Genomic DNA, 24,069 nt, shown 5'->3' with positions numbered 1-24,069 from the left:
GATCGGCTCGCACTGCGACGCCGGCTTCAGCATCTCGTGGTCCGCATGCTTGTGGTGCAGCGTCCACGGCACGTTGCCGCCCATCACCTTCTGCTCGAGCCCGACCATCAGCGTACCGAGGTACAGCCCCTTCGCCATCCACTGCTTGAAGTTGCGCGCGCGGTACAGCTCCGTGTACAGCCACGATTGCTTGAACGCATCCGGGTACGCGTTGAGCTCGTCCGACTGACGGCCCGCCTGCACCGCGTCGAACGCGGCATCGGCGGCCAGCATGCCGGTCTTGATCGCCGCGTGGCTGCCCTTGATACGCGACGCGTTCAGGAAACCCGCGTCGTCGCCGATCAGCGCGCCGCCCGGGAACACCGTCTTCGGCAGCGACAGCAGCCCGCCCGCCGTAATCGCGCGTGCGCCATACGACACGCGCTTGCCGCCTTCCAGGAACGCACGGATCGACGGGTGCGTCTTGTAGCGCTGGAATTCCTCGAACGGCGACAGGTACGGGTTCGTGTAGCCGAGGCCCACCACGAAGCCGACCACCACCTGGTTGTTGTCCATGTGATACAGGAACGAGCCGCCGTAGGTGTCCGACTTCAGCGGCCAGCCGGCCGTATGGATCACGAGGCCCGGCTTGTGCTTGGCCGGATCGATTTCCCACAGCTCCTTGATGCCGATCCCGTAAGCCTGCGGATCGGCGTTCGCGTCGAGCTTGAACTTCGAGATCAACTGGCGGCCGAGATGGCCACGGCAGCCTTCGGCGAACAGCGTGTACTTCGCGTGCAGCTCCATGCCGAGCTGGAAGTTCTCGGTCGGCTCGCCGTCCTTGCCCACGCCCATGTTGCCGGTGGCGACGCCTTTCACGGAGCCGTCGTCGTTGTAGAGAATCTCCGCAGCCGGGAAGCCCGGGAAGATCTCGACGCCCAGCGCCTCGGCCTGCTGACCGAGCCAGCGCGTGACGTTGCCCAGCGAAATCACGTAGTTGCCGTGGTTCTGGAAGTTGGCGGGCAGCGCCCAGTTCGGCGTGGTGACGGCGCTTTTCTCGGACAGGAACAGGAAGCGGTCTTCCGTCACCTCGACGTCGAGCGGCGCGCCGCGTTCCTTCCAGTCGGGGAACAGTTCGGTGATCGCGCGCGGGTCCATCACCGCGCCCGACAGGATGTGCGCGCCGATCTCGGAACCTTTCTCGAGCACGCACACGCCGATCTCGGTGCCTTTCTCGGCGGCCAGCTGCTTGAGCCGGATCGCCGCCGACAGCCCGGCGGGGCCGCCGCCGACGATCACGACGTCGTATTCCATCGATTCGCGCGGGCCATATTGCTCGATGAGGCTTGCGGGGGTCATTGGCGTTCCTCTAACCGTTAGAATGCTTTTATTCGGGAGCGTATTGTCTGCGAAACGAAACGCTTGCCGCAACAGCATGCGGCTAGATTAGCACGATCGTTCTATTTTTGTGCTAGGGTAATGCCGCTCGGGCCGTGCTGCCCGTAGCGGCGAAACGACATCGAAAGGGGATGTGCAAATGGGTCGTTCGATCAATCTGGAAGGCAAGGTTGCGCTGGTCACGGGGGCGTCGAGCGGCCTGGGGCAGCGTTTTGCGCAGGTGCTGTCGCAGGCCGGTGCAAAGGTCGTGCTCGCGAGTCGTCGCGTCGAGCGCCTGAAGGAGTTGCGTGCCGAGATCGAGGCGGCGGGCGGCGCTGCGCACGTCGTGTCGCTCGACGTCACCGACGTCCAGAGCATCAAGGCGGCGGTCGCGCATGCGGAAACGGAGGCCGGCACGATCGACATCCTGGTGAACAATTCGGGCGTCTCGACGATGCAGAAGCTCGTCGACGTGACGCCGGCCGATTTCGAGTTCGTGTTCGATACCAACACGCGCGGCGCGTTTTTCGTCGCGCAGGAAGTCGCGAAGCGGATGATCATGCGCGCGAACGGCAGCGGCAACGGCAAGCCGCCGTGCCGGATCATCAATATCGCGTCGGTGGCCGGCCTGCGCGTGTTCCCGCAGATCGGGCTGTACGCGATGAGCAAGGCCGCGGTCGTGCAGATGACGCGCGCGATGGCGCTCGAGTGGGGGCGCCACGGGATCAACGTCAACGCAATCTGTCCGGGTTATATCGATACCGAAATCAATCATTACCTGTGGGAAACCGAGCAGGGCCAGAAGCTGCAGTCGATGCTGCCGCGCCGGCGCGTCGGCAAGCCGCAGGATCTCGACGGGCTGTTGTTGCTGCTCGCGGCCGACGAGTCGCAGTTCATCAATGGCTCGATTATCTCCGCCGACGACGGCTTCGGCCTCGCCTGAGCGGATGACATTCAGCAACACAGAAGACTGCAATGAGCGCAACAAGCGATTACTCCCCCGTATTTGAGATGTCGATGCCGATCCGCTGGGGCGACATGGACGCGTTCGGCCATGTGAACAACACGGTCTATTTCCGCTACATGGAGCAGGCGCGGATCTCGTGGTTCGAGGAGCTCGGCATCGCCGGCGGCAATGGCGAGGGGCAGGGGCCCGTCATCGTCACCGCGTCGATGGAATTCCTCAAGCAACTGCACTATCCGGGCGACGTGATCGCGAAGATGTCGGCCGCGAAACCCGGTCGGAGCAGCTTCGATACCGGTTTCGAGCTTACGCGCGCGGATGATCCGCAGCACGTCTATGCGCGCGGCAAGGCGCGCTGCGTGTGGGTCGACTACGCGCTCGGCAAGTCGGTACCGCTGCCCCAGTTGCTGCGCGACACGATCGAGCGCGCGCTCGCGACGAAGGTCGGCTGAGCGTCGGCACGGCGAGGCCGGTGCCCGGGCGCCGGCGGCACGCCATGCCTGCTGTTTCACGAATCGGCCGCCATGCGCGGCCGATTGTCATCCGGGAGCCGACATTTACTGCCCGAGCAGGCGCTGCAGCAGCTCCGGCGTATTGTTGGTGCCGTACTTGCGCATCAGCCGCGCGCGGTAGATGTCGACCGTGCGCGAGCTGATGTCGAGCACGCGCCCGATCTGCTTGCTGGTCTTGCCGGTCGCGAGCTGGGCGGCGATCTCGCGCTCGCGCGGGGTCAGTTCGACGGCGACCCGGCGCGTCGCACTCAAATCCTCGAAGGTCCAGACGCCTGCCGCGAGCGGTGCGGTGCGGTCGAGCGCGCGGCCGGTGACGTGGCACCAGAACAGCTCGCCGTCCTCGCGTTTCATGATTCTGTCATCCGAGTAGATGCCGTTCGCGGCCATTACGCGCGCGATACGTTCGCCGATTCGCTGGAATTCGTCCGTCGACGGGTAGAGCACCTCGTACGATTTCCCGATCAGGTCGGCCCGCACGCAGCGGAAGATCGACGCGAGCGCGTCGTTGCAATCCTCGATCACGCGGTCGCGCGACAGGACGAGGCCGAGCGGCGCGAGGTGGAAGGCGGTCTGGTAATCGAGAGCGGGCATGGCGCAGGCAAGCGGAGGCAAACGCTTATGTATTTTTGCGTATTGTGCCGCATCCGCGCCGCATCGTACCCTTTCAGGCATCTCGTGGCGGTTTGCCGCGGTATAAAAACAGCGCGCCTCGACGCAGGCATCGCCGTGCATGCATAGAATGATGCGGCGGGCTTGCGGGCCACGTGGCGCGTGAACCGGTTTCGCTGGTTTCCATAGAGGAAGGGACAACTGATGAACAAAGTCTATCCAAGCGCGGCTGCCGCGCTGGAAGGGATCGTCCGTGACGGACAGACCTTCGCGGTGGGCGGCTTCGGCCTGTGCGGGATTCCGGAGGCGCTGATCGCCGCGTTGCGCGATTCGGCCGTCAAGGGCATCACCTGCATCAGCAACAACGCGGGCGTCGACGGTTTCGGCCTCGGCCTGTTGCTGGAAACGCGCCAGATCAAGAAGATGATCTCGTCGTACGTCGGCGAGAACAAGGAGTTCGAGCGCCAGTACCTGGCCGGCGAACTCGAACTCGAATTCACGCCGCAAGGCACGCTCGCCGAAAAGCTGCGCGCGGGCGGCGCGGGCATCCCGGCGTTCTTCACGAACACGGGCTACGGCACCGTGATCGCGGAAGGCAAGGAAACGCGCCAGTTCGGCGATCGTCACTACGTGCTCGAACCGTCGCTGACGGCCGATGTCGCGCTCGTGAAGGCCTGGAAGGCCGACAAGTCGGGCAACCTGATCTATCGCCGCACCGCGCGCAACTTCAACCCGATGTGCGCGATGGCCGGCAAGATCACCGTCGCGGAGGTCGAGGAAATCGTCGAGAACGGCGAGCTCGATCCGGATCACATCCACACGCCGGGGATTTTCGTGCAGCGCATCGTGCTGAACGCGACGCCCGAAAAACGCATCGAACAACGCGTCGTACGCGCGAAAGGAGACTGACATGGCCTGGAATCGTGACCAGATGGCCGCGCGCGCGGCGAAGGAACTGCAGGACGGCTTCTACGTGAACCTCGGCATCGGCCTGCCGACGCTCGTCGCGAACCACGTGCCGGAAGGCGTCGAGGTGTGGCTGCAGTCGGAGAACGGCCTGCTCGGCATCGGCCCGTCGCCGACCGAAGACGAAGTCGACGCCGATCTCATCAACGCCGGCAAGCAAACCGTCACGACGCTGCCGGGCTCGTCGATCTTCTCGTCGGCCGATTCGTTCGCGATGATCCGCGGCGGCCACATCAACCTCGCGATCCTCGGCGCGATGCAGGTCAGCAAGCAGGGCGACCTCGCGAACTGGATGATCCCCGGCAAGATGATCAAGGGGATGGGCGGCGCGATGGATCTCGTCGCCGGCGTGAAGCGTGTCGTCGTGCTGATGGAGCATGTCGCGAAGGGCGATCAGCACAAGATCCTCGAGGAATGCAACCTGCCGTTGACGGGTGTCGGTGTGGTCGACCTGATCATCACCGATCTCGGCGTGATCGAAGTGACGCCGTCCGGCCTGAAGGTCCTCGAGCTCGCCGATGGCGTGAGCGCCGACGAGATCCAGGCAAAGACGGGTGCGCCGCTCGACGTCAGCGCGGTCGCCTGAGTTTTTTCATGTCGATTCGCCCCGCGTGCCGTCAGGCATGCGGGGCGTTTTGTTTGTGGCATGCGCGCCCGGCCGCGTCAGACGGCGGTCTGCAACGATTCCACGCGTTGTTCGCCGGTGGGCGTGCCGTCGTCGGGCGAACCCAGCTGCAGCGCATGAAACAGGAAGCGTTGCAGCGTGACTGCCGCCGACGTGTGATCGCCGAGGTCCGCGCGGCTGAACAGCCCGAAATCCGCGGCGGGTGGCGCGGGCAACCCGGCTGCCTGCGGGTCGAGTGCGCGCATCGTGTCGCGCCGCACGTTCCAGTCGAGCAGTACCGCGACGCCGAGGCCTGCCTCGACCGCCGACTGGATCGCGGACAGGCTCGTGCTGGTGCAGATGACGCGCCACGCACGGCCGGCGTCGCGCAACATCGCGAACAGCTTTTCCTGCCACGGGCAGGTGCCGCCGAACGCAACGATCGGTACCGGTTCGTTGCGAGGGAGGCGGTCGGCGGTGGCTGCGGCGGCCCAGTGCAGCGGATGCTGCCATGTCGTGAGCGGCTCGGCCCGGATCAGCGCGGGGTCGCCGATCACGAAATCCAGTGCGTGGCTCGCGAGTCGCTGCGACAGGACGGGGCTCGTATCGACGACGATCTCGAGCGCGACGTTCGGAAATGACGCCGCGAACTGTCGCAACGCGTGCGGCAGACGGCCGACGGCGATGTCCTCGAGGACACCGAGCCGTACGGTGCCCGAGATGTCGCCTGCGGCGAGCGCGGCACGGGCGGCGAGCCCGACGCCGAGCAACTGGTGTGCATACGGCAGCAGCACGTTGCCCGCGGCCGTCGGCGTGACGCCGCGCGGCGAGCGTTCGAGCAGGCGCTGGCCGACTTCATCCTCGAGCCGTCGCAGCGCCATGCTGACGGCGGCCTGCGTGCGATGCAGCGCCGTTGCCGCCGTGCTGACGCTGCCGGTTTCGACCACGGTGACGAACGTGCGCAGCAGGGTGCTGTCGAGATCGCGGGTCATCAATATTCCTGATGCGGACATAAGAATTATCAGCTTATATCAAGCATGCGGCCGCGGTTAGCATCGGCGTGTCACTGAACCGGAGCGGTTGCATGAGCGAGGAATCGAGTACGGTACGACCGGGTGTCGCGCAGCGCGCGGCGTCACCTTTCACGAATGCGGTGGCGCCGCTGCTGGCCGTCGCGTCGATGTGCAGCGTGCAGCTCGGCGCGGCGCTGTCGAGGCCGGCGACGATCGAGTACGGCACCGTCAGCACGACCTGGCTGCGGCTCTGTTTCGCCGCGCTCGCGCTGGCCGTGGTCGTCCGGCCGCCGCTCCACACCTATTCCCGGCAGCGCTGGATCGCCGCCATCGCGCTCGGCACGGCGATGGCCGCGATGACGCTATGCTTCTTCGAAGCCGTGCGTCGCGTGCCGCTCGGCCTGGCGGTCGCGATCAACTTTCTCGGGCCGCTGGCGGTCGCCACGATCGGCGTGCGCAAGCCGGCGATGCTGGCGTGGCCGGCACTTGCGCTGGCTGGCGTGCTGCTGCTGGCGCGGCAGGACGGCATGTGGGTGACGGCGCCGGCCGCGCTGGTCTTCCCGGTCGGCTCTGCGCTTGGCTGGGCCGCCTATATCGTGTTGATGAAGCGTGTCGGCACGCTGTTCGACGGGCTGCAAGGGCTGTCCGCGTCGCTGTTCGTGGCCGCGCTCGTCACGACACCGTTCGGGCTGGCGCAAAGCGGCGGCCACTTGCCGGCCGGCCAACTGATCGATGCCGCGTATCTGGCGGTGCTCGTCCCGCTGTTTCCTTACGTGCTCGAACTGATTGCGTTGCGAAAGATGAGCGCATCGGCATTCGGCATCCTGATGAGCGCCGAGCCCGCGATCGCCGCGGGGATCGGTTATGTCGTGCTGGCGCAGCCGATGAGCACGCTGCAGGTCGCCGGCACGCTGTGCGTGGTCGGTGCGAGCATCGGCGCGGTCATGCAGAAATAACCGCGCTTTCCCGGCCATGACGGGCCGGTGCACGATGGTGCGTTCGCGGCGCCGTCGCCGCGGCCGCAACGGAGGCTGGATCGGCAGCCTGCTGAACACGGAACACCGCGCCCGATTCCGCACGGCCGCGTGACATTTCATTGGCGCTCGCACGAGCCGCAAGCCCGCAAGGGTGGTCAGGCGACTCGTGATCCGGAACGGGTTTACAATCGATCGCATCCCCCGGCTGCCCTGGCGGGCCGGGCCCACATGCCATCGCGCCGCACCGTTCGGCAGGACGCCTCCGATGCCCACTTCCCCCGTGAACTCCCCGATTCCCCGTCAGCGGCGCGTGCAGTGTGCGAGCGCGGCCGGCCTTCACCACGTCGCCTATACCGAGTGGGGCGATCCCGCGAACCCGCGCGTGCTGGTTTGCGTGCACGGGCTGACCCGTTCCGGGCGCGATTTCGACCGGCTCGCCACGGCGCTGTCCGATACGTATCGCGTCGTCTGCCCCGACATCGTCGGGCGCGGCCAATCGGACTGGCTGGCCGATCCGAGGCTCTACGCGATTCCGCAATACGTGGCCGACATGGTGACGCTGATCGCACGACTCGACGTCGAATCGGTCGACTGGTTCGGCACGTCGATGGGCGGCCTGATCGGCCTGGCGTTCGCGGGGCTGCCCGGTTCGCCGCTGCGCCGCATGATCGTCAACGACGTCGGCCCGCGCATCGAACCCGATTCGCTGACGCGCATCGGCGAATATCTCGGCGTGCAGCCGCGCTTTGCGACCGAGCAGGAGGGTGTCGACTATCTGACGTCGCTGTCGCTGCCGTTCGGTGCGCTGACCGCCGACGAGTGGCGCGAGATCAACGGGCCGCTGCTGCGCGAACTGCCCGAAGGTGGCTGGACGGTCCGCTACGATCCGCGCATCGCCGAGCCGTTCAAGGCAACCACGCCCGAGTTGGCCGCACTCGGCGAGGCCGCGCTGTGGCGCGCCATCGAGACGACGGATGCATCGCTGCTCGTCGTGCGCGGCGAGACGTCCGACCTGCTGTCGCGCGAGACGGTGGCCGACATGGTGCGTCGTGGCCGGCACGTCACGCACGCCGAGATTCCAGGGGTGGGCCATGCGCCGGCGTTCGTCGACGCAGGCCAGATTGCGCTCGCGCGGCGGTTTTTCGTCGAAGGCGGCGCATAAACGCGTCATAATATGCGGTTCGACGGCACGCGGGCCGTGCCGCCACCCGAATCTCCATCCACTCACGACCGGAACATTCCATGGCAGTCATTCGTCACCACGTCGGGGCCCGACTCTCCGAAACCGCGATCCACAACGGTACCGTGTATCTGGCCGGCCAGATCGCCGAAGACACCACGCAGGACATCAAGGGCCAGACGCGCGAAGTGCTCGGCCACATCGACCGCCTGCTCGCCGAAGCGAACAGCGACAAGGCGCATCTGCTGTCGGTGCAGATCTACATTTCCGATCTGGCGAATTTCGACGGCATGAATGCGGAGTGGGATGCATGGGTCGCGCAGGGCAACACGCCGCCGCGCGCCACCGTCGAGGCGAAGCTCGCGGATCCGGCGCTGCTCGTCGAGATCGTGGTGGTCGCCGCACAGCGGAGCTGAACCGGACGCAACCCGACGATGATCGTATTCCGCCAGGCCAAGCAATGACCGAGTCCGTTTCCGCTTCCCCCGTCGCGGCACCGTCGTTCGACGACGTGCTCGCGTTCGTGCGCGAACGGGCCGGCGACGCGCGCCTGTCGTCGGGCGAACTGCTCGCCGATCACTCGGCGGGCACGGCGGCGATCATGCGCACGCTTAACGTCGATCCGCCCGCGATGCAGGCGGCCGCGCTGTTCGTGCTGACGCCGCACCTGAGCGACCCCGAGCGCGAACTCACCGAGCGTTTCGGCGACGAAGTGGCGCGGCTCGTGTCCGACGTGCGCAAGCTGTTGCGGCTCGGTACCGTCAGCCTGCGTGCCGCGCAGAACGCGGTGCCCGATGCAGGGCGTGACACGGCGGAAGAGCGGCGTACGCAGATCGAGGCGCTGCGCAAGATGCTGCTCGCGTTCGCGCAAGACATCCGCGTGGTGTTGATCCGGCTCGCGTCGCGCCTGCAGTCGTTGCGCTACTACGCGGCCGCGAAGATCGACCCGCCGCCCGACGTCGCGCGCGAGACGCTCGAGATCTATGCGCCGCTCGCGAACCGTCTCGGTATCTGGCAACTGAAGTGGGAGCTCGAGGATCTCGCGTTCCGCTTCGAGGATCCCGTCACCTACAAGCGGATCGCGAAGCTGCTCGACGAGAAGCGCATCGAGCGCGAAGCCTACGTCACGCAGGCGATCGACCGGTTGCAGCAGGAGCTGGCGGACGCGAACATCCAGGCCGATGTGAGCGGCCGGCCGAAGCATATCTACAGCATCTGGCGCAAGATGCGCGGCAAGGAGCTCGATTTCTCCGAGCTGTACGACGTGCGCGCGTTTCGCGTGATCGTGCCGGACATCAAGGATTGCTACGCGGTGCTCGGCATCGTGCATCACCTGTGGCAGCCGGTGCCGAAGGAATTCGACGACTACATCTCGCGGCCGAAGCCGAACGGCTACAAGTCGCTGCATACGGTCGTGATCGGCGATGACGGCCGCGCGTTCGAAGTGCAGATCCGCACGCAGGAGATGCACCGTTTCGCCGAGTACGGCGTCGCCGCGCACTGGCGCTACAAGGAGGCCGGCGCGCGCGGCTACGGCGGCCAGTTCTCGGCGAGCGACAAATACGACGAGAAGATCGCATGGCTGCGCCAGCTGCTCGCGTGGAAGGATGACGTCGAGGACGGCGCGGAAAAGTCGGGCGACAAGGCGTGGGCGCAATTGCGCGAGACGTCGCTCGACGACGACCACATCTACGTGCTGACGCCGCAGGCGCGTGTGATCGCGTTGCCGCAGGGCGCGACGCCGGTCGATTTCGCGTACCACCTGCACAGCGAGCTTGGCCATCGCTGCCGTGGCGCACGCGTCGACGGCGCGATGGTGCCGCTCAACACGCCGCTCGCAAACGGCCAGACGGTCGAGATCGTCGCGGTGAAGGAGGGTGGGCCGTCGCGTGACTGGCTGAACCTGCAGCTCGGCTACATGAAGAGCCCGCGCGCGCGTCAGAAGGTGCGTGCGTGGTTCAACTCGATCGAGCAGGAAGAAAACATCTCGCATGGCCGCGCGCTCGTCGAAAAGACGCTGCAGCGCGAGGGCAAGACATCGGTCAACCTGGACAATCTCGCCGCGAAGCTCGGCTTCAAGTCGCCCGAGGAGCTGTTCTCGGTCGTCGGCAAGGAAGAGTTCAGCCTGCGCAATGTCGAGCACGCGCTGTCCGATGCGCCGCCGCCGGAGCCGGCGCCCGAAGCGCCTGCCGATTTCGAGAAGCGCAGCAGCGGCGCGAGCGTGGCGCACGGCGCGTCGACCGGCGTGCTGGTGGTGGGCGTCGACGCGCTGCTGACCCAGCTCGCGCGCTGCTGCCGTCCGGCACCGCCCGATCCGATCAGCGGTTTTGTCACGCGTGGCAAGGGGATGTCGATCCACCGCACCGATTGCCCGACGTTCCGCCGGATGGTCGAGCGCGCGCCGGAGCGCGTGCTGCAGACGACCTGGTCGGCCGACGTGCTCGGCGGGCGCGGTGCGTCCGTCTATCCGGTCGACCTGATGATCGAGGCGAGCGACCGGCAAGGGTTGTTGCGCGATATCTCCGAAGTGTTCGCGCGCGAGAAGATGAACGTGGTGGGTGTGAAGACGCAGAGCCGCCGCAACGCGGCATTCATGCAGTTCACGGTCGAGGTGTCGAACTCGGCGCAGGTGCAGCGCGCGTGCACGCTGCTCGGCGAGGTGCAGGGCGTCGTGCGGGCGGGGCGGAAGGCATGATATGGGGTTGGAGCCCCGTTATTTTGCTGCGACCGCATAAAAACACTTGCCAAGTCGGTAACGGCTCCATATAATCTTAGCTTCTCTAGGCTCGTAGCTCAGCTGGTTAGAGCACCACCTTGACATGGTGGGGGTCGTTGGTTCGAGTCCAATCGAGCCTACCAACGAATCGAGAATGCCCGGTCTCCGGGTGTTCGATGCAGTAAATAACTCAACGCGAACAAGGCGAATACGGTTATGACACCGCGAACGTTGACCGAAACCTTTTCGGAGCGACGCTAGTCGAGGAACCCTTTCGCCCTTTCAGTCTGAGTGAAGTATCGAATGCGGCCCCTCGAAAGCGGGGCCGCATTTTTTTTGTCGCGAAATTTTCCCGCGCGATTTTCATGTCGCGTACCTGGTCTGCCGCCCACTGTCGGCATCACGGAGATTGCTATGGTTTCGATACGCTTGCCTGACGGCTCAGTTCGACAATACGAGCATCCGGTGACAGTTGCCGAGGTTGCAGCCTCGATCGGTCCCGGCCTTGCGAAGGCTGCGCTTGGTGGCAAGCTCGATGGCGAGCTCGTCGATACGTCGGCCGTGATCGAGCGCGACGCGTCGCTCGCGATCGTGACCGACAAGGATGCCGACGGCCTCGACATCATCCGCCACTCGACGGCGCACTTGCTCGCATACGCGGTGAAGGAACTGTATCCGGACGCGCAGGTGACGATCGGCCCGGTGATCGACAACGGCTTCTATTACGACTTCTCGTACAACCGTCCGTTTACGCCTGAAGATCTGGAGAAGATCGAAAAGCGCATGCAGGAACTCGCGAAGAAGGACGAGCCCGTGACGCGCCGTGTCGTGTCGCGCGACGAAGCGGCGGGCTACTTCCGCAGCATCGGCGAGAAGTACAAGGCCGAGATCATCGAATCGATTCCGCAAAGCGACGAAATCAAGCTGTATTCGCACGGCGGCTTTACCGATCTGTGCCGCGGCCCGCACGTGCCGTCGACGGGCAAGCTGAAGGTCTTCAAGCTGATGAAGGTCGCGGGCGCGTACTGGCGCGGCGATTCGAAGAACGAGCAGCTGCAGCGTATCTACGGCACGGCCTGGACGAAGAAGGAAGACCAGGACCAGTACCTGCACATGCTCGAGGAAGCGGAAAAGCGCGACCACCGCAAGCTCGGCAAGCAGCTCGACCTGTTCCACATGCAGGAAGAGTCGCCGGGCATGGTGTTCTGGCATCCGAAGGGCTGGGCACTGTGGCAGCAGGTCGAGCAGTACATGCGCCGCCGCGTGAACGAAGCCGGCTACCTCGAGATCAAGACGCCGATGATCATGGACCGCTCGCTGTGGGAGGCGTCGGGCCACTGGCAGAACTACCGCGAGAACATGTTCACGACGGAGTCGGAGAAGCGCGACTACGCGATCAAGCCGATGAACTGCCCGGGTCACGTCCAGGTGTTCAAGCACGGCTTGCGCTCGTATCGCGACCTGCCGCTGCGTTACGCGGAATTCGGTTCGTGCCACCGCAACGAGGCATCGGGCGCGCTGCACGGCCTGATGCGCGTGCGCGGCTTCGTGCAGGACGATGCGCACATCTTCTGTACGGAAGACCAGTTCATCTCGGAGTCGATCGCGTTCAATACGCTGGCGATGAGCGTGTACAAGGACTTCGGTTTCGATCACATCGACATCAAGCTGTCGCTGCGCCCGGATCAGCGTGCGGGCACGGACGAGACGTGGGATCGCGCCGAGCAGGGCCTGCGCGACGCGCTGACCGCCTGCGGTCTGACGTGGGAAGAACTGCCGGGTGAAGGCGCGTTCTACGGTCCGAAGATCGAGTACCACATCAAGGATGCGCTCGGCCGTTCGTGGCAGTGCGGTACGCTGCAGCTCGACATGGTGCTGCCGGAACGCCTCGGCGCCGAGTATGTCGCCGACGACAGCAGCCGTCGCCGGCCGGTGATGTTGCACCGTGCGATCGTCGGTTCGATGGAGCGTTTCCTCGGCATTTTGATCGAGCACCACGCTGGTGCAATGCCTGCCTGGCTCGCGCCGTTCCAGGCAGTTGTGCTCAATATCGCCGAAAGTCAGGCCGAATATGCGCAATCTCTGGCCCAATCGTTGCAAAAACAAGGGGTTAGAGTGACGGCCGATTTGCGCAATGAGAAGATTAGCTATAAAATACGCGAGCACACGCTGGAAAAGGTGCCTTATCTCCTCGTCGTGGGTGATAAGGAGCGTGATGCGCAAACGGTAGCCGTGCGTGCCCGTGGCGGCGTCGATCTTGGCGTGATGCCGGTCGAAGCCTTCGTTGAGCGTCTGCAGGAAGACCTGCGCTCGTTCAAGTAACCGCCCTGGCAGCGCGGCTCGTTTTTTTAATTTTTAGAGGAAACGTAACATCGCTACTGATAAGTCGTCGCATCGCATCAACGGTGAAATCACTGCGCCGGAAGTGCGTCTGGTCGGGATCGAGAACGAACCGCTCGGTATCGTAAAACTCGCTGATGCTTTCCGTAAATCGGAAGAACTGGATGTTGACCTGGTGGAAATCGCGCCGCAAGCGGTTCCCCCGGTTTGCCGTCTGATGGATTACGGCAAGTTCAAGTACCAGGAATCGAAGAAGCAGCACGAAGCGAAGCTGAAGCAGAAGGTCATCCAGGTCAAGGAAGTCAAGTTCCGCCCGGGTACCGATGACGGGGATTACAACGTCAAGCTCCGCAATCTCGTGCGCTTCCTCGAAGAAGGCGACAAGACGAAGATCACGTTGCGTTTCCGCGGTCGCGAAATGGCTCACCAGGAAATCGGTATGCGGATGCTTGAGCGTCTGCGCACGGATCTCGAGGAAGTCGGCCAGGTCGAGCAGATGCCGAAGATGGAAGGGCGCCAGATGATCATGGTGCTCTCGCCGAAGAAAAAGAAGTAACGGGCCCGCGCGCTTCGCGCGCAGGTTCGCAGTGGTTCGGCGCGTTGCCCGGTCAGGGCAACGCGCCAGCAATGACGGCGGCTGCGCAAGCGGTTCGCCGTACACAAGTGGACTGGGTTTCGAAGGGCGGGTCAAGGGCGCAAGCCAACCGCACACCCATCGCCATCTAATAAACTGGAGTTGTTCGTCATGCCTAAGATGAAGACCAAGAAGAGCGCTGCAAAGCGCTTCGTGGTGCGTCCGGGCGGTACCGTCAAGCGCGGTCAAGCCTTCAAGCGTCACATCCTGACCAAGAAAACCACGAAGAACAAGCGCCACCTGCGCGGCGCAACGGCAGTTCATGATTCCGATCTGAACTCCGTCCGCGCAATGCTGCCGTTCGCGTAACCCCTCAATCGATACTCTAAGGAGAGAAACATGCCTCGAGTCAAACGTGGGGTAACCGCACGGGCCCGCCACAAGAAGATCATCAACCTGGCCAAGGGTTATCGCGGTCGCCGCAATAACGTCTACCGCATCGCCAAGCAGGCGGTGATGCGCGCTGGTCAGTACGCATATCGCGATCGTCGCAACAAGAAGCGTGTGTTCCGCGCACTGTGGATTACGCGTATCAACGCGGCGGTTCGTCAGCACGACATGACCTACAGCGTGTTCATCAACGGCCTGAAGAAGGCGTCGATCGAACTCGACCGTAAGGTGCTGGCTGACATGGCGGTGTTCGACAAGGCTGCTTTTGCTGCGATCGTCAAGCAGGTGAAAGCCGCCGTTGCAGCCTAATTGCGAAATTAGCACTGCGTGGTTAGTTGCAGCGATGCTCCGGTAGTTTCGGCCGCTGCAGCGAAAACGGGGCTCTTCCGAGCCCCTTTTTTGTTTGGTGTGCGATTTCGCTCGCCAAGACCGAATGACGTTGGAAATGATGGGATCTATGGATCTGGACCAGATTGTCGCCGACGCGCAGCAGTCCTTCGAACAGGCTGCCGACATCACCACGCTCGAAAACGAGAAAGCACGATTTCTCGGCAAGTCGGGTGCGCTGACCGAGTTGCTGAAGGGCCTCGGCAAGCTCGATCCCGAAGCACGCAAGACCGAAGGCGCACGCATCAACGTCGCGAAGCAGCAGGTTGAAGCCGCGCTGACCGCACGCCGTCAGGCACTGGCCGACGCGCTGCTGAACCAGCGCCTCGCCGCCGAGTCGATCGACGTGACGTTGCCGGGCCGCGGCGCCGGTGCAGGCAGCCTGCACCCCGTGATGCGCACGTGGGAGCGTGTCGAACAGATTTTCGGCTCGATCGGCTTCGATGTGGCAGACGGCCCCGAAATCGAGACCGACTGGTACAACTTCACATCGCTGAACAGCCCGGAGAACCATCCGGCGCGTTCGATGCAGGACACCTTCTACGTCGAAGGCAAGGATGCCGACGGCCGCCAGCTGCTGCTGCGCACGCACACGAGCCCGATGCAGGTGCGTTACGCGCGCATGAACCGTCCGCCGATCAAGGTGATCGCGCCGGGCCGCACGTATCGCGTCGACAGCGATGCGACCCACTCGCCGATGTTCAATCAGGTCGAGGGGCTGTGGATCGACGAAAACATCAGCTTCGCCGATCTCAAGGGCGTCTATACCGACTTCCTGAAAAAATTCTTCGAGCGCGACGACATCCTCGTGCGCTTCCGTCCGTCGTATTTCCCGTTCACGGAACCGTCGGCCGAGATCGACATGATGTTCGAGCAAGGCAAGAACGCCGGCAAGTGGCTCGAGATTTCCGGTTCGGGGCAGGTGCATCCGACCGTGATTCGCAACATGGGCCTCGATCCCGAGCGCTACATCGGCTTTGCGTTCGGCAGCGGCCTCGAGCGCCTGACGATGCTGCGCTACGGCGTCCAGGATCTCCGGCTGTTCTTCGATAACGACCTGCGTTTCCTGCGCCAGTTCGCGTAACGCCGCGCGCCGCGCCGACCTGTGCCCGTGCACGCCCCAACGGACGATCCGGCGGGGCCCGGGCGTCGATCTAACCTGTTTCGAACGTAGACATCCATGCAATTCCCTGAATCCTGGTTGAGAACCTTTGTCGACCCGCAGCTGACGACCGACGAACTGTCGCACGCGCTGACGATGGCGGGGCTCGAAGTCGAATCGCTGAGCAAGGCTGCGCCGCCGACGTCGAAGATCGTCGTCGGCCGCGTGCTCGAAGTCGTCAAGCATCCGGATGCGGACAAGCTCAATGTCTGCCAGGTCGATGCCGGCACCGGCGCGACGCTGAATATCGTCTGCGGCGCACCGAACGTCGCACCCGGCATCAAGGTGCCGGTCGCGCTGGTCGGCGCGGAACTGCCGCCTGCGGAAGAGGGTGGCAAGCCGTTCGCGATCAAGCTGTCGAAGCTGCGCGGCGTGGAGAGCCAGGGGATGCTGTGCTCGGCACGTGAACTGAAGCTGTCCGAGGATCACAGCGGCCTGCTGGTGCTGCCGGAAGATACGCCGGTCGGCCAGGACATCCGCGAGACGCTCAATCTCGACGACACGATCTTCGAAATCAAGCTGACGCCGAACAAGGCCGACTGCCTGTCCGTGTTCGGCATTGCACGCGAGACGGCCGCGATCACCGGTGCGCCGCTGACGCCGGTCGATATCCGCCCGGTGCGCGTCGAACTCGACGAAACGCTGCCGGTGCGCATCGCCGCTCCCGATCTGTGCGGTCGCTTCTCGGGGCGTGTGATCCGCGGCGTGAACGCGCGTGCGAAGACCCCGCAGTGGATGGTCGAGCGCCTCGAGCGCTCCGGCCAACGCAGCGTGTCGGCGCTCGTCGACATCTCGAACTATGTGATGTTCGAGCTCGGCCGCCCGTCGCACGTGTTCGATCTCGACAAGATCCACGGTGGCATCGAGGTGCGCTGGGGCAAGCGCGGCGAATCGCTGAAGCTGCTCAACGGCAACACGGTCGAACTCGACGAAACGGTCGGCGTCATTTCGGATGACCGCCAGGTCGAGAGCCTGGCCGGCATCATGGGCGGCGACAGCACGGCCGTCACGCTCGATACGACCAACATCTACCTGGAAGCCGCGTTCTGGTGGCCGGACAGCATCCGCGGCCGCGCGCGCAAGTACAACTTCTCGACCGATGCGGCCCATCGCTTCGAGCGCGGCGTCGATTACGCGACGACCGTCGAGCACGTCGAGCGCATTACGCAACTGATTCTCGAGATCTGCGGCGGCAAGGCCGGCCCGGTCGACGATCAGTCCGTGAACCTGCCGCAGCGCGCGCCGGTGAAGATGCGCGTGTCGCGCGCGAACCGCATCATCGGTGTGCAGATCGGCGCCGACGAGATCGCCAGCATCTTCACGCGCCTCGGCCTGCCGTTCGAGCGTGAAGACGACGCGTTCCTCGTCACGCCGCCGTCGCATCGCTTCGACATCGAGATCGAGGAAGACCTGATCGAGGAGGTCGCGCGGATCTACGGCTTCGAGAAGATCCCGGCGCGTCCGCCGGTCGCGACGAGCGAAATGCGCGCGACCAACGAGACGCGGCGTTCGATCCACGATGTCCGTCACGCGCTTGCCGCGCGCGACTACGCGGAAACCGTCAACTTCAGCTTCGTCGATGCGGAGTGGGAGCAGGATTTCGCGGGCAACGACCAGCCGATCCGCCTGCTGAACCCGATCGCGAGCCAGCTCTCGGTGATGCGCACGACGCTGTTCGGCAGCTTGATTTCCGTACTGCGCCACAACCTGAACCGCCGCGCAGATCGCGTGCGCGTGTTCGAGGCTGGCCGCGTGTTCCTCGCCGATGCATCGGCGAAGGCCGGTGAGCTGACGGTCGAGGGCTACGTGCAGCCGAAGCGCGTCGGTGCGCTTGCTTATGGCCCGGTGCTCGACGAGCAGTGGGGCGTGACGACCCGCGCGGTCGATTTCTTCGACGTGAAGGGCGATCTCGAGGCGCTGCTTGCGCCGGCAGCTGCACGCTTCGTGAAGGCGGAGCATCCGGCCCTCCATCCGGGGCGCAGCGCGCGCATCGAAGTCGACGGCCGTGCGGTTGGCTGGATCGGCGAGTTGCACCCGCGCCTGATGCAGAAGTACGAGTTGCCGCACGCTCCGGTGATGTTCGAAATCGACGCGGACGCGCTGATTGCGCGCGCGTTGCCCACGCCGACCGAGGTGTCGAAATTCCCGCCGGTTCGTCGCGATATCGCCGTTGTCGTCGATCAGGCGGTCGAGGTTCAGGCACTTTTCGACGAAATGAAGAAGGCGCTTGCCGAAGAGGCCTGCCGATTCGTTCAGAAGGTTGTACTCTTCGACGAATTTCGTGCAAAATCAAATACTTCCGGTGGCCTTGCCGCGCACGAGAAGAGCCTTGCCTTCCGCGTGACGCTGCAGGACGCGGCTGGCACGCTACAGGACGAGGTCGTCGATCAGGCGATCCAGGCGCTGGTCGAGCGGATGGCTCGCGCCGGTGCACGCCTGCGCGGCTAAGGAGGAGGTCCGCCCGCTCGCGGGCGGCCTTTTCCGATCGTAATTTGATTTAACGCGCTGTATGGCAGATATGAACGACATGACCTCGAGTGAATTCGAAGCCCTCCTGACGGCGCAACGCAGCGCCATGAACCGCGATGCTTCGGCGCCGGCGTCCACCGAGACGCCCACGCTGACGAAAGCGGAACTGGCGGAGTTGCTGTTCGACAGCGTCGGGCTGAACAAGCGTGAAGCGAAGGACATGGTCGAGGCGTTTTTCGAGGTGATTCGCGACGCGCTCGAAAACGGCGAAAGCGTCAAGCTGTCGGGGTTCGGTAATTTCCAGCTGCGCGACAAGCCGCAGCGTCCGGGCCGCAATCCGAAGACGGGCGAGGCGATTCCGATCGCGGCCCGCCGGGTGGTAACCTTCCACGCGAGCCAGAAGCTGAAGGCGCTGGTCGAAAACGGCGCGGAGTAAGCCTCCGCGCGCTGACGTCTCCGCGCGGCCGCCGCGCACCCTTTACCGACGGTTAACCGACGATGACCACTACGGTTGAGAAAGTCGTCTTGCCTCCGATTCCCGCGAAGCGCTACTTCACGATCGGTGAAGTCAGCGAGCTGTGCGGGGTCAAGCCGCATGTGCTGCGTTATTGGGAACAGGAATTTACTCAACTGCGGCCGGTGAAGCGGCGTGGCAATCGTCGGTATTACCAGCACCATGAAGTGCTGCTGATCCGGCGGATTCGCGAGTTGTTGTACGAGCAGGGATTCACGATCAACGGCGCGCGCAACCGGCTCGATTCGCCGGGCGGCGAGCGGGCCGCGCCGGCACCCGTCGAGCCGGAGGCCCAGGCCGCCGATGCGCGCACACCGGGCAAGCCGGGCGCAACCGTCGACGTAATTGCATTGCGGCAGGCGCTGCTCGACGTGATCGACGGACTGAAGCACGACTGAGCGCGAAGCGCGAAGGATGAAATGAAAAGCCCGGTTGGCGACGTGCCACCGGGCTTTTTGCATGCACGTCTTATATGCACATCAACGCGATGCGAGCGGATTCTTTTGGCCCATGTCGACGACCAGCGTGCCGTCCGGCAGCATCCGCACGGAACCTTGCGCGACCTGGCTGCGGTAGCCGTACAGGTCGAAACGCATTGGACCGGCCTCGGCCGAATTCCTGATCAGCGCGCGCACGTTCAGTTCGAGCACGTTGAACATCTTCATGTCGCCGCCTTCCATCCACATGTAGCTCGGCGCATCGATCTGCGGCCGTTGCGGCGCAGGCGAGCCCGCCTGACGCCTGAACGTGAGGCGCAGCCCGTCGCGCTCGACGGTTGCCTGGCCGAGCTTGCCGTTCAGCACGGGGGGCGGGAACACGGTGTACTGGTCGAGCACGAGCGTGTCGCCGCGCAGTTCCGCGCCGCGACGCTGCAACGGCGTCAGCGAAGCGAGTTCGATGCCGAGCGAACGCAGCAGCTTCGCCTGCGGAATCCCGAGCACCGACACCTGGGATGGCTTGAACGCAAGATGCCGGTCGTCGAGCACGGACAGCGAGCCCTTCATGTCGGTCGGCAGCCAGACGCCCGGCACATGGTTCCACAGCTTGATGCCGCCCTGGACACGCAGGTTCGTGCCGTCCGCGCTCAGCTGCAGGTCGTTGAGCGAGCGCGGCGAGTAGTCGAGCAGATAGTTGTTGAAGAGCGCGGACATCGCCTTCCACGATTCGACCACCGTGCCACCGAGAATCCGGATGTCGTACTGGTTTGGGTCGTCGAGATCGACGGGTTCGCCGGGCCGCTTCGATACGAGTTCCACGTCGAGATCCTCGACGTGAAAGCCGATATCCCCGGATAGGTTGAAATCGACGTTGCGCAGATGGATCGTCGGGTTGCGATTCGACACGTGCCGCTCGTTGAACGGTGTGGTCGACGTGCGCCGCATGGCGACCTTCTGCATGCCGGGGTGAGTGGCGTTCGCCGCGAGTGCGTAGGCTTCCCAGTGCTGGCGTATATCACGCAGCGCAGTCTGCTGCGCGGCGAGGAAACTGTCGTTCAGGCGCGCGGCCGCGTTGCCGAGCAGCGCGCCGCTGGCCGGGCCCGTGTACGAAGGCATCCGGATCGCCATCGCACCGCTTTCGTCGAAATTGAAGTAGCCGGCCGACACCTGGTCGCGATAGTGGTACAGGTCGAACACGAAAGTCTGGTCGCGCTTCGCCGGATCGACCGGGCCGATCAGGATGTCCGCGTTCATCGGCATCGAGCGCATGAACTTCACATCGCCGCCTCGAATGTACATGGCCTGCTGGGGCGCATTCGCAGGCATCGCGAAGCCGGCGTGCGTGCCGTCGTCGAGCTTCAGGTCGAGGCCGGCCGGTGTCACGCGCACCGCGGTGATCGTGAGTTTCAGGCGCGGCGGCGGCATCAGCTTGTCGACCGACATCACGAGATCGTCGCCGGCGAGTTGCGCGATCGGCGTCTGGACTTTCAGCAAGTCGGCCATCTTCACGTTGGCCGCGCGCATCACCGGCTGCGCGTTGATGCCCGATACGCGCACCCCCGTCGGATGGAACACGAGCTGGCTGCCGTCGCGGATCGCGAGCGTGCCGGTCAGCGAGAACGGCACCCAGCCGTCGCGCTGCATCTCGCCTTGGAGGTGAATCACGCCGTCGCCGGCCGACACGGCGAGCTTGCGCAGCGGTGCGTTGCGGTAGCCGAAGATGTAGGTGTTGAAGAGCGCGGTCAGCTTCGCGTTGTCGAGCGTGACCGTGCCTTCATGCACGTCGATCTCGAAACTCGTCGGATCGTCGAACACGATCGGCGCGCCCGCCTGCGTCGGCACGAGCGTGGCGGACAACTGATGGATGAAGAAGCCGAGGTTGTTGACGATACGGAAATCGACGTCGCGCAGGAACGTCATCGCGCCGTTCTGGCCCGAGTCGCGCAGCGTGAACTGGCGCGGTTGCGTCAGGCTGATCGATGCGAGCGACGGCACGGTACGTGCGAGCTGCTGCTCGCGAGCGAGGCGCTCGGCCTTGGTGCGTTCGATCTTCGTCGACGCGACCGACGTGTTGCCGTCACGCTGCGCCGACGATTCCGCGCAACCCGCACAAAGCAGCGCGAGCGCCAGCATGCCGCAGCCGAACACGCGGGATGGTCCGGGCGAGACAGGCCGGGCCGCGCGTTGCGGGCTGGAAATCCAGTCGAAAATTGCCAAAGGCGAGCGATGGCCGCGCCGGACCGCATTCCGCATCGTCTGTCTCCATGTCTTGTCGTGATCGACGGCGGTGCGCGGCACTACACGGCGCGAGCGTCGATGCCGTGCAGTGTGGCATAGCACGCTAGAGCGGCGTTACCAAACAACGGGCGCCCGGGCAGAGTGGGCCAGCATGCTGCGGGACAATGGATTCGGGGTGGTCGGGCGCGCGTATCAAACGGTCGTTTGGTTTGCGCGGTCCGTTCCAGGCGGCTTTCGTTACGACCGGGAAAACCCGCCCAGACCTTGGCTGGTGGGGTTCCGCCGGATACGAGGTACCGCGGCCGCTGCGATCGAAGCGCAGATGCGATCCGGCCCCGTCGAAGCGGTCCGCGGGTCAGACCAGCATGTGCTGCCGGATGGCGTTCAACGTCGTCTGGTCGAGTTGCAGGCCGTTCGCGATATACGACGTCATCGAGCCGTACGACGCGGCGACCTGATTGAATGCCGCCTGCAGATAGTCAGCGTGCGCGCCCTGCAGCGCGGTCATCATGTCTGCCGCATTTTGCCCACCGGCTTTTTGTGCCTGGGCAATCGACGCAGAGATTTCCGACGCGCTGTAGGCGTTGGTCAACAGGTAGTCGGCGAGTATCGTCTGCCCGGAGATGCCGAGGATCGTGTGCAGAATGGCGGTGGCCCAGCCGGTGCGGTCTTTGCCGGCCGTGCAGTGGAACACCAGGTTTTCGCCGGAGGCAGCGAAGTCGGTGAAGAGTGCACGATAGCTGGCATGCGCGGAGTCCGACGTGACGAACGCACGATACATGCTCAACATGAACGCTGTCGCGGTGGCGCCGGTCGTCGGGATCGGGGTGATGCTGGCGGCTCCGAGCACGTTGAGGTTTTGCCATGTGGCACCGGCCAGCGGCGCATCCGGTTGCGTCTTGATCTCGGCGGGCGTGCGCAGGTCGCAGACCTGCCTGATGTCGAGCGTGCCGACGGTGGTGATGTCGGCGGCGGACAACGCGAGCGCGGATGACCGGTAGATCACGCCTTTCTTCATCTTCGCGCCGCTCGTCGTTACATAGCCGGTTCCGTCCGGCCCGGCCGTGTCGCGAAAATTCGAAGCGGAACCCAGCCGCGGCGTCGCGACCGGCGCGACCGAAATCGAGTCGCCTCCGCATGCCGACAGAAATGACGCGCTCCCGAGCGCCGCACCTATCGTGCCGGCACCCAGCCGGAGAAAATGTCGACGGGAAATTTCGTTTTTCTGATGCATTCAAAGTCCTTTGTCGGAGAAGGTTGCAAGCGGTCGCGACCGCGGTGGTGACCGACGCCGCCTCTTGTCTCGCGCGCGACGCGGCAAAGCCGGGCAGGCCGGATCGATCGGCATGCAGTCGAGCGGACCGCCCGCGCGCATCGGTCTCGCGCCGGGTAAGCGCACGGTAGCGACTTGCGGCGAATCGGCCATCGTCCTTTTCGATTAGGGCGGAATGCGGGATACCGATAGCGGATGTGCGTCGTCGACGGGTAGGATCGGTGGCAGCGGCGAGGTAAGATCGGCAACAGTGGCTGTATCGACCAAAGTACAAGTAGCCATCACGGGGAAGCGTCATGGATCTCAAGGAAGTCGACGTACTGGGTGCGGGCGTGGGCGATCACTGGTACTACGCGTCGAAGGCGCGTGCGATCCGCCGGTTCCTGGGTGCATCGGGCGCGAACCGGATACTCGATGTCGGTGCAGGCTCCGGCTTCTTCTCGAAGCACTTGCTCGAGCGTACGCAGGCGTCGGAGGCGTGGTGTGTCGATACGAGCTACGCCGACGATACCGACGCGGAGGCGGCCGGCAAGCCCATCCACTTTCGGCGTTCCGTCGAACGATTCGATGCCGATCTCGTGTTGCTGATGGACGTGCTCGAGCATGTCGACGACGACGTCGGGTTACTCGCACGTTATGTGGCGGGCGCGCCCTCCGGAAGTCGGTTCCTGATCACGGTTCCCGCGTTCCAGTTCCTCTGGAGCGGCCATGACGATTTTCTCGAGCACAAGCGCCGATATACGCTCGGCAGTCTCGAGGACGTGGTGCGCCGCGCGGGGCTCGACGTCGAGCACGGCGCCTATTATTTCGGTCTCACGTTTCCGCTTGCGGCAGCGCTGCGGCTGGGTGAGCGGGCGCGTCGGCATCCGCGCGAGCCGGCGTCGCAATTGCGCCGTCACCATCCGTTCGTCAACGGCTTGCTCAAGACGATCTGCCGGATCGAGTTGCCGATGTTTCGCTTCAACCGCGTCGCCGGCCTGACGGTCATCTGTATCGCGCGCAAGCGCTGACTGCGATGCGCGGGGCCGTGCAGCCGGTGCGAAGGTCGCCATGTCATGCACGTCGTTGGCTGCATCGGCGGCGTCACGCCAAAAAATTTCACAAGAACGTTCACAAAATGCATGTGACCCGTTCTAAATCGGATAACTGTCTGTTATAATTTTTTTCTTTCGGGGCGTAGCGCAGCCTGGTAGCGTACCTGCATGGGGTGCAGGTGGTCGGAGGTTCAAATCCTCTCGCCCCGACCAGGAAAATCAAGGACTTACGGTGAAAGCCGTAAGTCCTTTTCCATTTGGGGCGGATTTTGCCCCCACATTTGCCCCCACGCG

At 64.4% G+C, this 24,069-nt stretch carries 22 protein-coding genes and 2 tRNA genes; 19 read left to right on the top strand and 5 right to left on the bottom strand.

The window, feature by feature from the left end:
- On the bottom strand, window positions 1-1,338 hold a 1,338-nt coding region (locus VK92_RS31230; RefSeq protein ID WP_048468217.1), incomplete at its 3' end, for an NAD(P)/FAD-dependent oxidoreductase.
- Between the two features lie 178 nt (window positions 1,339-1,516).
- Between VK92_RS31230 and VK92_RS31225 the strand changes: the two genes are divergently transcribed.
- Together VK92_RS31225 and VK92_RS31220 are read left to right on the top strand one after the other, a co-directional pair.
- Window positions 1,517-2,299: an SDR family oxidoreductase gene (locus VK92_RS31225; RefSeq protein WP_011351770.1), complete on the top strand. Its 783-nt coding sequence runs from the start codon at window positions 1,517-1,519 to the stop codon at window positions 2,297-2,299.
- A gap of 32 nt (window positions 2,300-2,331) precedes the next feature.
- On the top strand, window positions 2,332-2,772 hold the full coding sequence (locus tag VK92_RS31220) for an acyl-CoA thioesterase (RefSeq protein ID WP_027787712.1): 441 nt from the start codon (window positions 2,332-2,334) through the stop codon (window positions 2,770-2,772).
- 105 nt (window positions 2,773-2,877) lie between these two features.
- Here VK92_RS31220 and VK92_RS31215 read toward each other — a convergent pair whose 3' ends face one another.
- Window positions 2,878-3,423, bottom strand: coding sequence for a LuxR C-terminal-related transcriptional regulator (locus VK92_RS31215; protein ID WP_048025576.1), 546 nt, complete (start codon window positions 3,421-3,423; stop codon window positions 2,878-2,880).
- Window positions 3,424-3,645: 222 nt separating this feature from the next.
- Here VK92_RS31215 and VK92_RS31210 point away from each other — a divergent pair, with 222 nt between their 5' ends.
- Window positions 3,646-4,350, top strand: a complete 705-nt coding sequence (locus VK92_RS31210; RefSeq protein ID WP_021162428.1) for a CoA transferase subunit A — start codon at window positions 3,646-3,648, stop codon at window positions 4,348-4,350.
- Window position 4,351: 1 nt separating this feature from the next.
- Window positions 4,352-4,993, top strand: a complete 642-nt coding sequence (locus tag VK92_RS31205) for a CoA transferase subunit B (RefSeq protein ID WP_021162427.1) — start codon at window positions 4,352-4,354, stop codon at window positions 4,991-4,993.
- A gap of 77 nt (window positions 4,994-5,070) precedes the next feature.
- On the opposite strand, the gene VK92_RS31200 is transcribed toward VK92_RS31205, so the two are convergent.
- A complete protein-coding gene (locus VK92_RS31200) occupies window positions 5,071-6,003 on the bottom strand; it encodes a LysR family transcriptional regulator (RefSeq protein WP_048025577.1) in 933 nt (310 codons plus the stop codon).
- 92 nt (window positions 6,004-6,095) lie between these two features.
- Here VK92_RS31200 and VK92_RS31195 point away from each other — a divergent pair, with 92 nt between their 5' ends.
- The 13 genes from VK92_RS31195 to VK92_RS31135 all read left to right on the top strand — a co-directional run bounded on the left by VK92_RS31195 (window position 6,096) and on the right by VK92_RS31135 (window position 19,191).
- Window positions 6,096-6,980: an EamA family transporter gene (locus tag VK92_RS31195; protein WP_021162425.1), complete on the top strand. Its 885-nt coding sequence runs from the start codon at window positions 6,096-6,098 to the stop codon at window positions 6,978-6,980.
- Window positions 6,981-7,266: 286 nt separating this feature from the next.
- Window positions 7,267-8,163, top strand: a complete 897-nt coding sequence (locus tag VK92_RS31190; protein ID WP_042977026.1) for an alpha/beta fold hydrolase — start codon at window positions 7,267-7,269, stop codon at window positions 8,161-8,163.
- 80 nt (window positions 8,164-8,243) lie between these two features.
- Window positions 8,244-8,597 carry a RidA family protein gene (locus tag VK92_RS31185; protein ID WP_021162422.1) on the top strand — a complete coding sequence of 118 codons (354 nt, stop codon included), beginning with the start codon at window positions 8,244-8,246 and terminating at the stop codon, window positions 8,595-8,597.
- Window positions 8,598-8,641: 44 nt separating this feature from the next.
- Window positions 8,642-10,876, top strand: a complete 2,235-nt coding sequence (locus VK92_RS31180) for a RelA/SpoT family protein (protein ID WP_021162421.1) — start codon at window positions 8,642-8,644, stop codon at window positions 10,874-10,876.
- A gap of 87 nt (window positions 10,877-10,963) precedes the next feature.
- Window positions 10,964-11,040, top strand: a tRNA-Val gene (locus tag VK92_RS31175).
- A gap of 271 nt (window positions 11,041-11,311) precedes the next feature.
- Window positions 11,312-13,219 (top strand): threonine--tRNA ligase, encoded by a 1,908-nt coding sequence (gene thrS / locus VK92_RS31170; protein WP_048025578.1) that lies wholly within the window; start codon window positions 11,312-11,314, stop codon window positions 13,217-13,219.
- A gap of 49 nt (window positions 13,220-13,268) precedes the next feature.
- Window positions 13,269-13,793, top strand: coding sequence for a translation initiation factor IF-3 (gene infC, locus VK92_RS31165; protein ID WP_071734130.1), 525 nt, complete (start codon window positions 13,269-13,271; stop codon window positions 13,791-13,793).
- A gap of 189 nt (window positions 13,794-13,982) precedes the next feature.
- Complete coding sequence (gene rpmI / locus VK92_RS31160; protein ID WP_004191477.1) at window positions 13,983-14,180, top strand: 50S ribosomal protein L35; 198 nt, start codon at window positions 13,983-13,985, stop codon at window positions 14,178-14,180.
- 30 nt (window positions 14,181-14,210) lie between these two features.
- Window positions 14,211-14,570 carry a 50S ribosomal protein L20 gene (rplT, locus tag VK92_RS31155; RefSeq protein ID WP_004192938.1) on the top strand — a complete coding sequence of 120 codons (360 nt, stop codon included), beginning with the start codon at window positions 14,211-14,213 and terminating at the stop codon, window positions 14,568-14,570.
- A gap of 148 nt (window positions 14,571-14,718) precedes the next feature.
- Window positions 14,719-15,732 (top strand): phenylalanine--tRNA ligase subunit alpha, encoded by a 1,014-nt coding sequence (gene pheS / locus VK92_RS31150; protein ID WP_048025579.1) that lies wholly within the window; start codon window positions 14,719-14,721, stop codon window positions 15,730-15,732.
- A 96-nt stretch (window positions 15,733-15,828) separates the two neighbouring features.
- Entirely contained in the window at window positions 15,829-18,258 is a 2,430-nt protein-coding gene (gene pheT, locus VK92_RS31145; RefSeq protein WP_048025580.1) for a phenylalanine--tRNA ligase subunit beta, read from the top strand.
- A gap of 70 nt (window positions 18,259-18,328) precedes the next feature.
- Window positions 18,329-18,715, top strand: coding sequence for an integration host factor subunit alpha (locus VK92_RS31140; RefSeq protein WP_006486093.1), 387 nt, complete (start codon window positions 18,329-18,331; stop codon window positions 18,713-18,715).
- Between the two features lie 62 nt (window positions 18,716-18,777).
- Window positions 18,778-19,191 (top strand): MerR family transcriptional regulator, encoded by a 414-nt coding sequence (locus VK92_RS31135; protein ID WP_027787702.1) that lies wholly within the window; start codon window positions 18,778-18,780, stop codon window positions 19,189-19,191.
- Window positions 19,192-19,272: 81 nt separating this feature from the next.
- Here VK92_RS31135 and VK92_RS31130 read toward each other — a convergent pair whose 3' ends face one another.
- Window positions 19,273-21,483: a lipoprotein gene (locus VK92_RS31130; RefSeq protein ID WP_048025591.1), complete on the bottom strand. Its 2,211-nt coding sequence runs from the start codon at window positions 21,481-21,483 to the stop codon at window positions 19,273-19,275.
- 340 nt (window positions 21,484-21,823) lie between these two features.
- Window positions 21,824-22,591 carry a tyrosine-protein phosphatase gene (locus VK92_RS31125; protein ID WP_231616485.1) on the bottom strand — a complete coding sequence of 256 codons (768 nt, stop codon included), beginning with the start codon at window positions 22,589-22,591 and terminating at the stop codon, window positions 21,824-21,826.
- Between the two features lie 446 nt (window positions 22,592-23,037).
- On the opposite strand from VK92_RS31125, the gene VK92_RS31120 reads away from it, so the two are divergent.
- Together VK92_RS31120 and VK92_RS31115 are read left to right on the top strand one after the other, a co-directional pair.
- Window positions 23,038-23,751 carry a class I SAM-dependent methyltransferase gene (locus VK92_RS31120; RefSeq protein ID WP_048025582.1) on the top strand — a complete coding sequence of 238 codons (714 nt, stop codon included), beginning with the start codon at window positions 23,038-23,040 and terminating at the stop codon, window positions 23,749-23,751.
- A 160-nt stretch (window positions 23,752-23,911) separates the two neighbouring features.
- Window positions 23,912-23,988 (top strand) — tRNA-Pro (locus VK92_RS31115).
- Window positions 23,989-24,069 lie beyond the last annotated feature (81 nt).

This window comes from Burkholderia sp. LK4 (genome assembly GCF_001043615.1).
Classification (GTDB): domain Bacteria; phylum Pseudomonadota; class Gammaproteobacteria; order Burkholderiales; family Burkholderiaceae; genus Burkholderia; species Burkholderia cepacia.
This window is presented reverse-complemented; position numbering and strand designations above follow the sequence as displayed.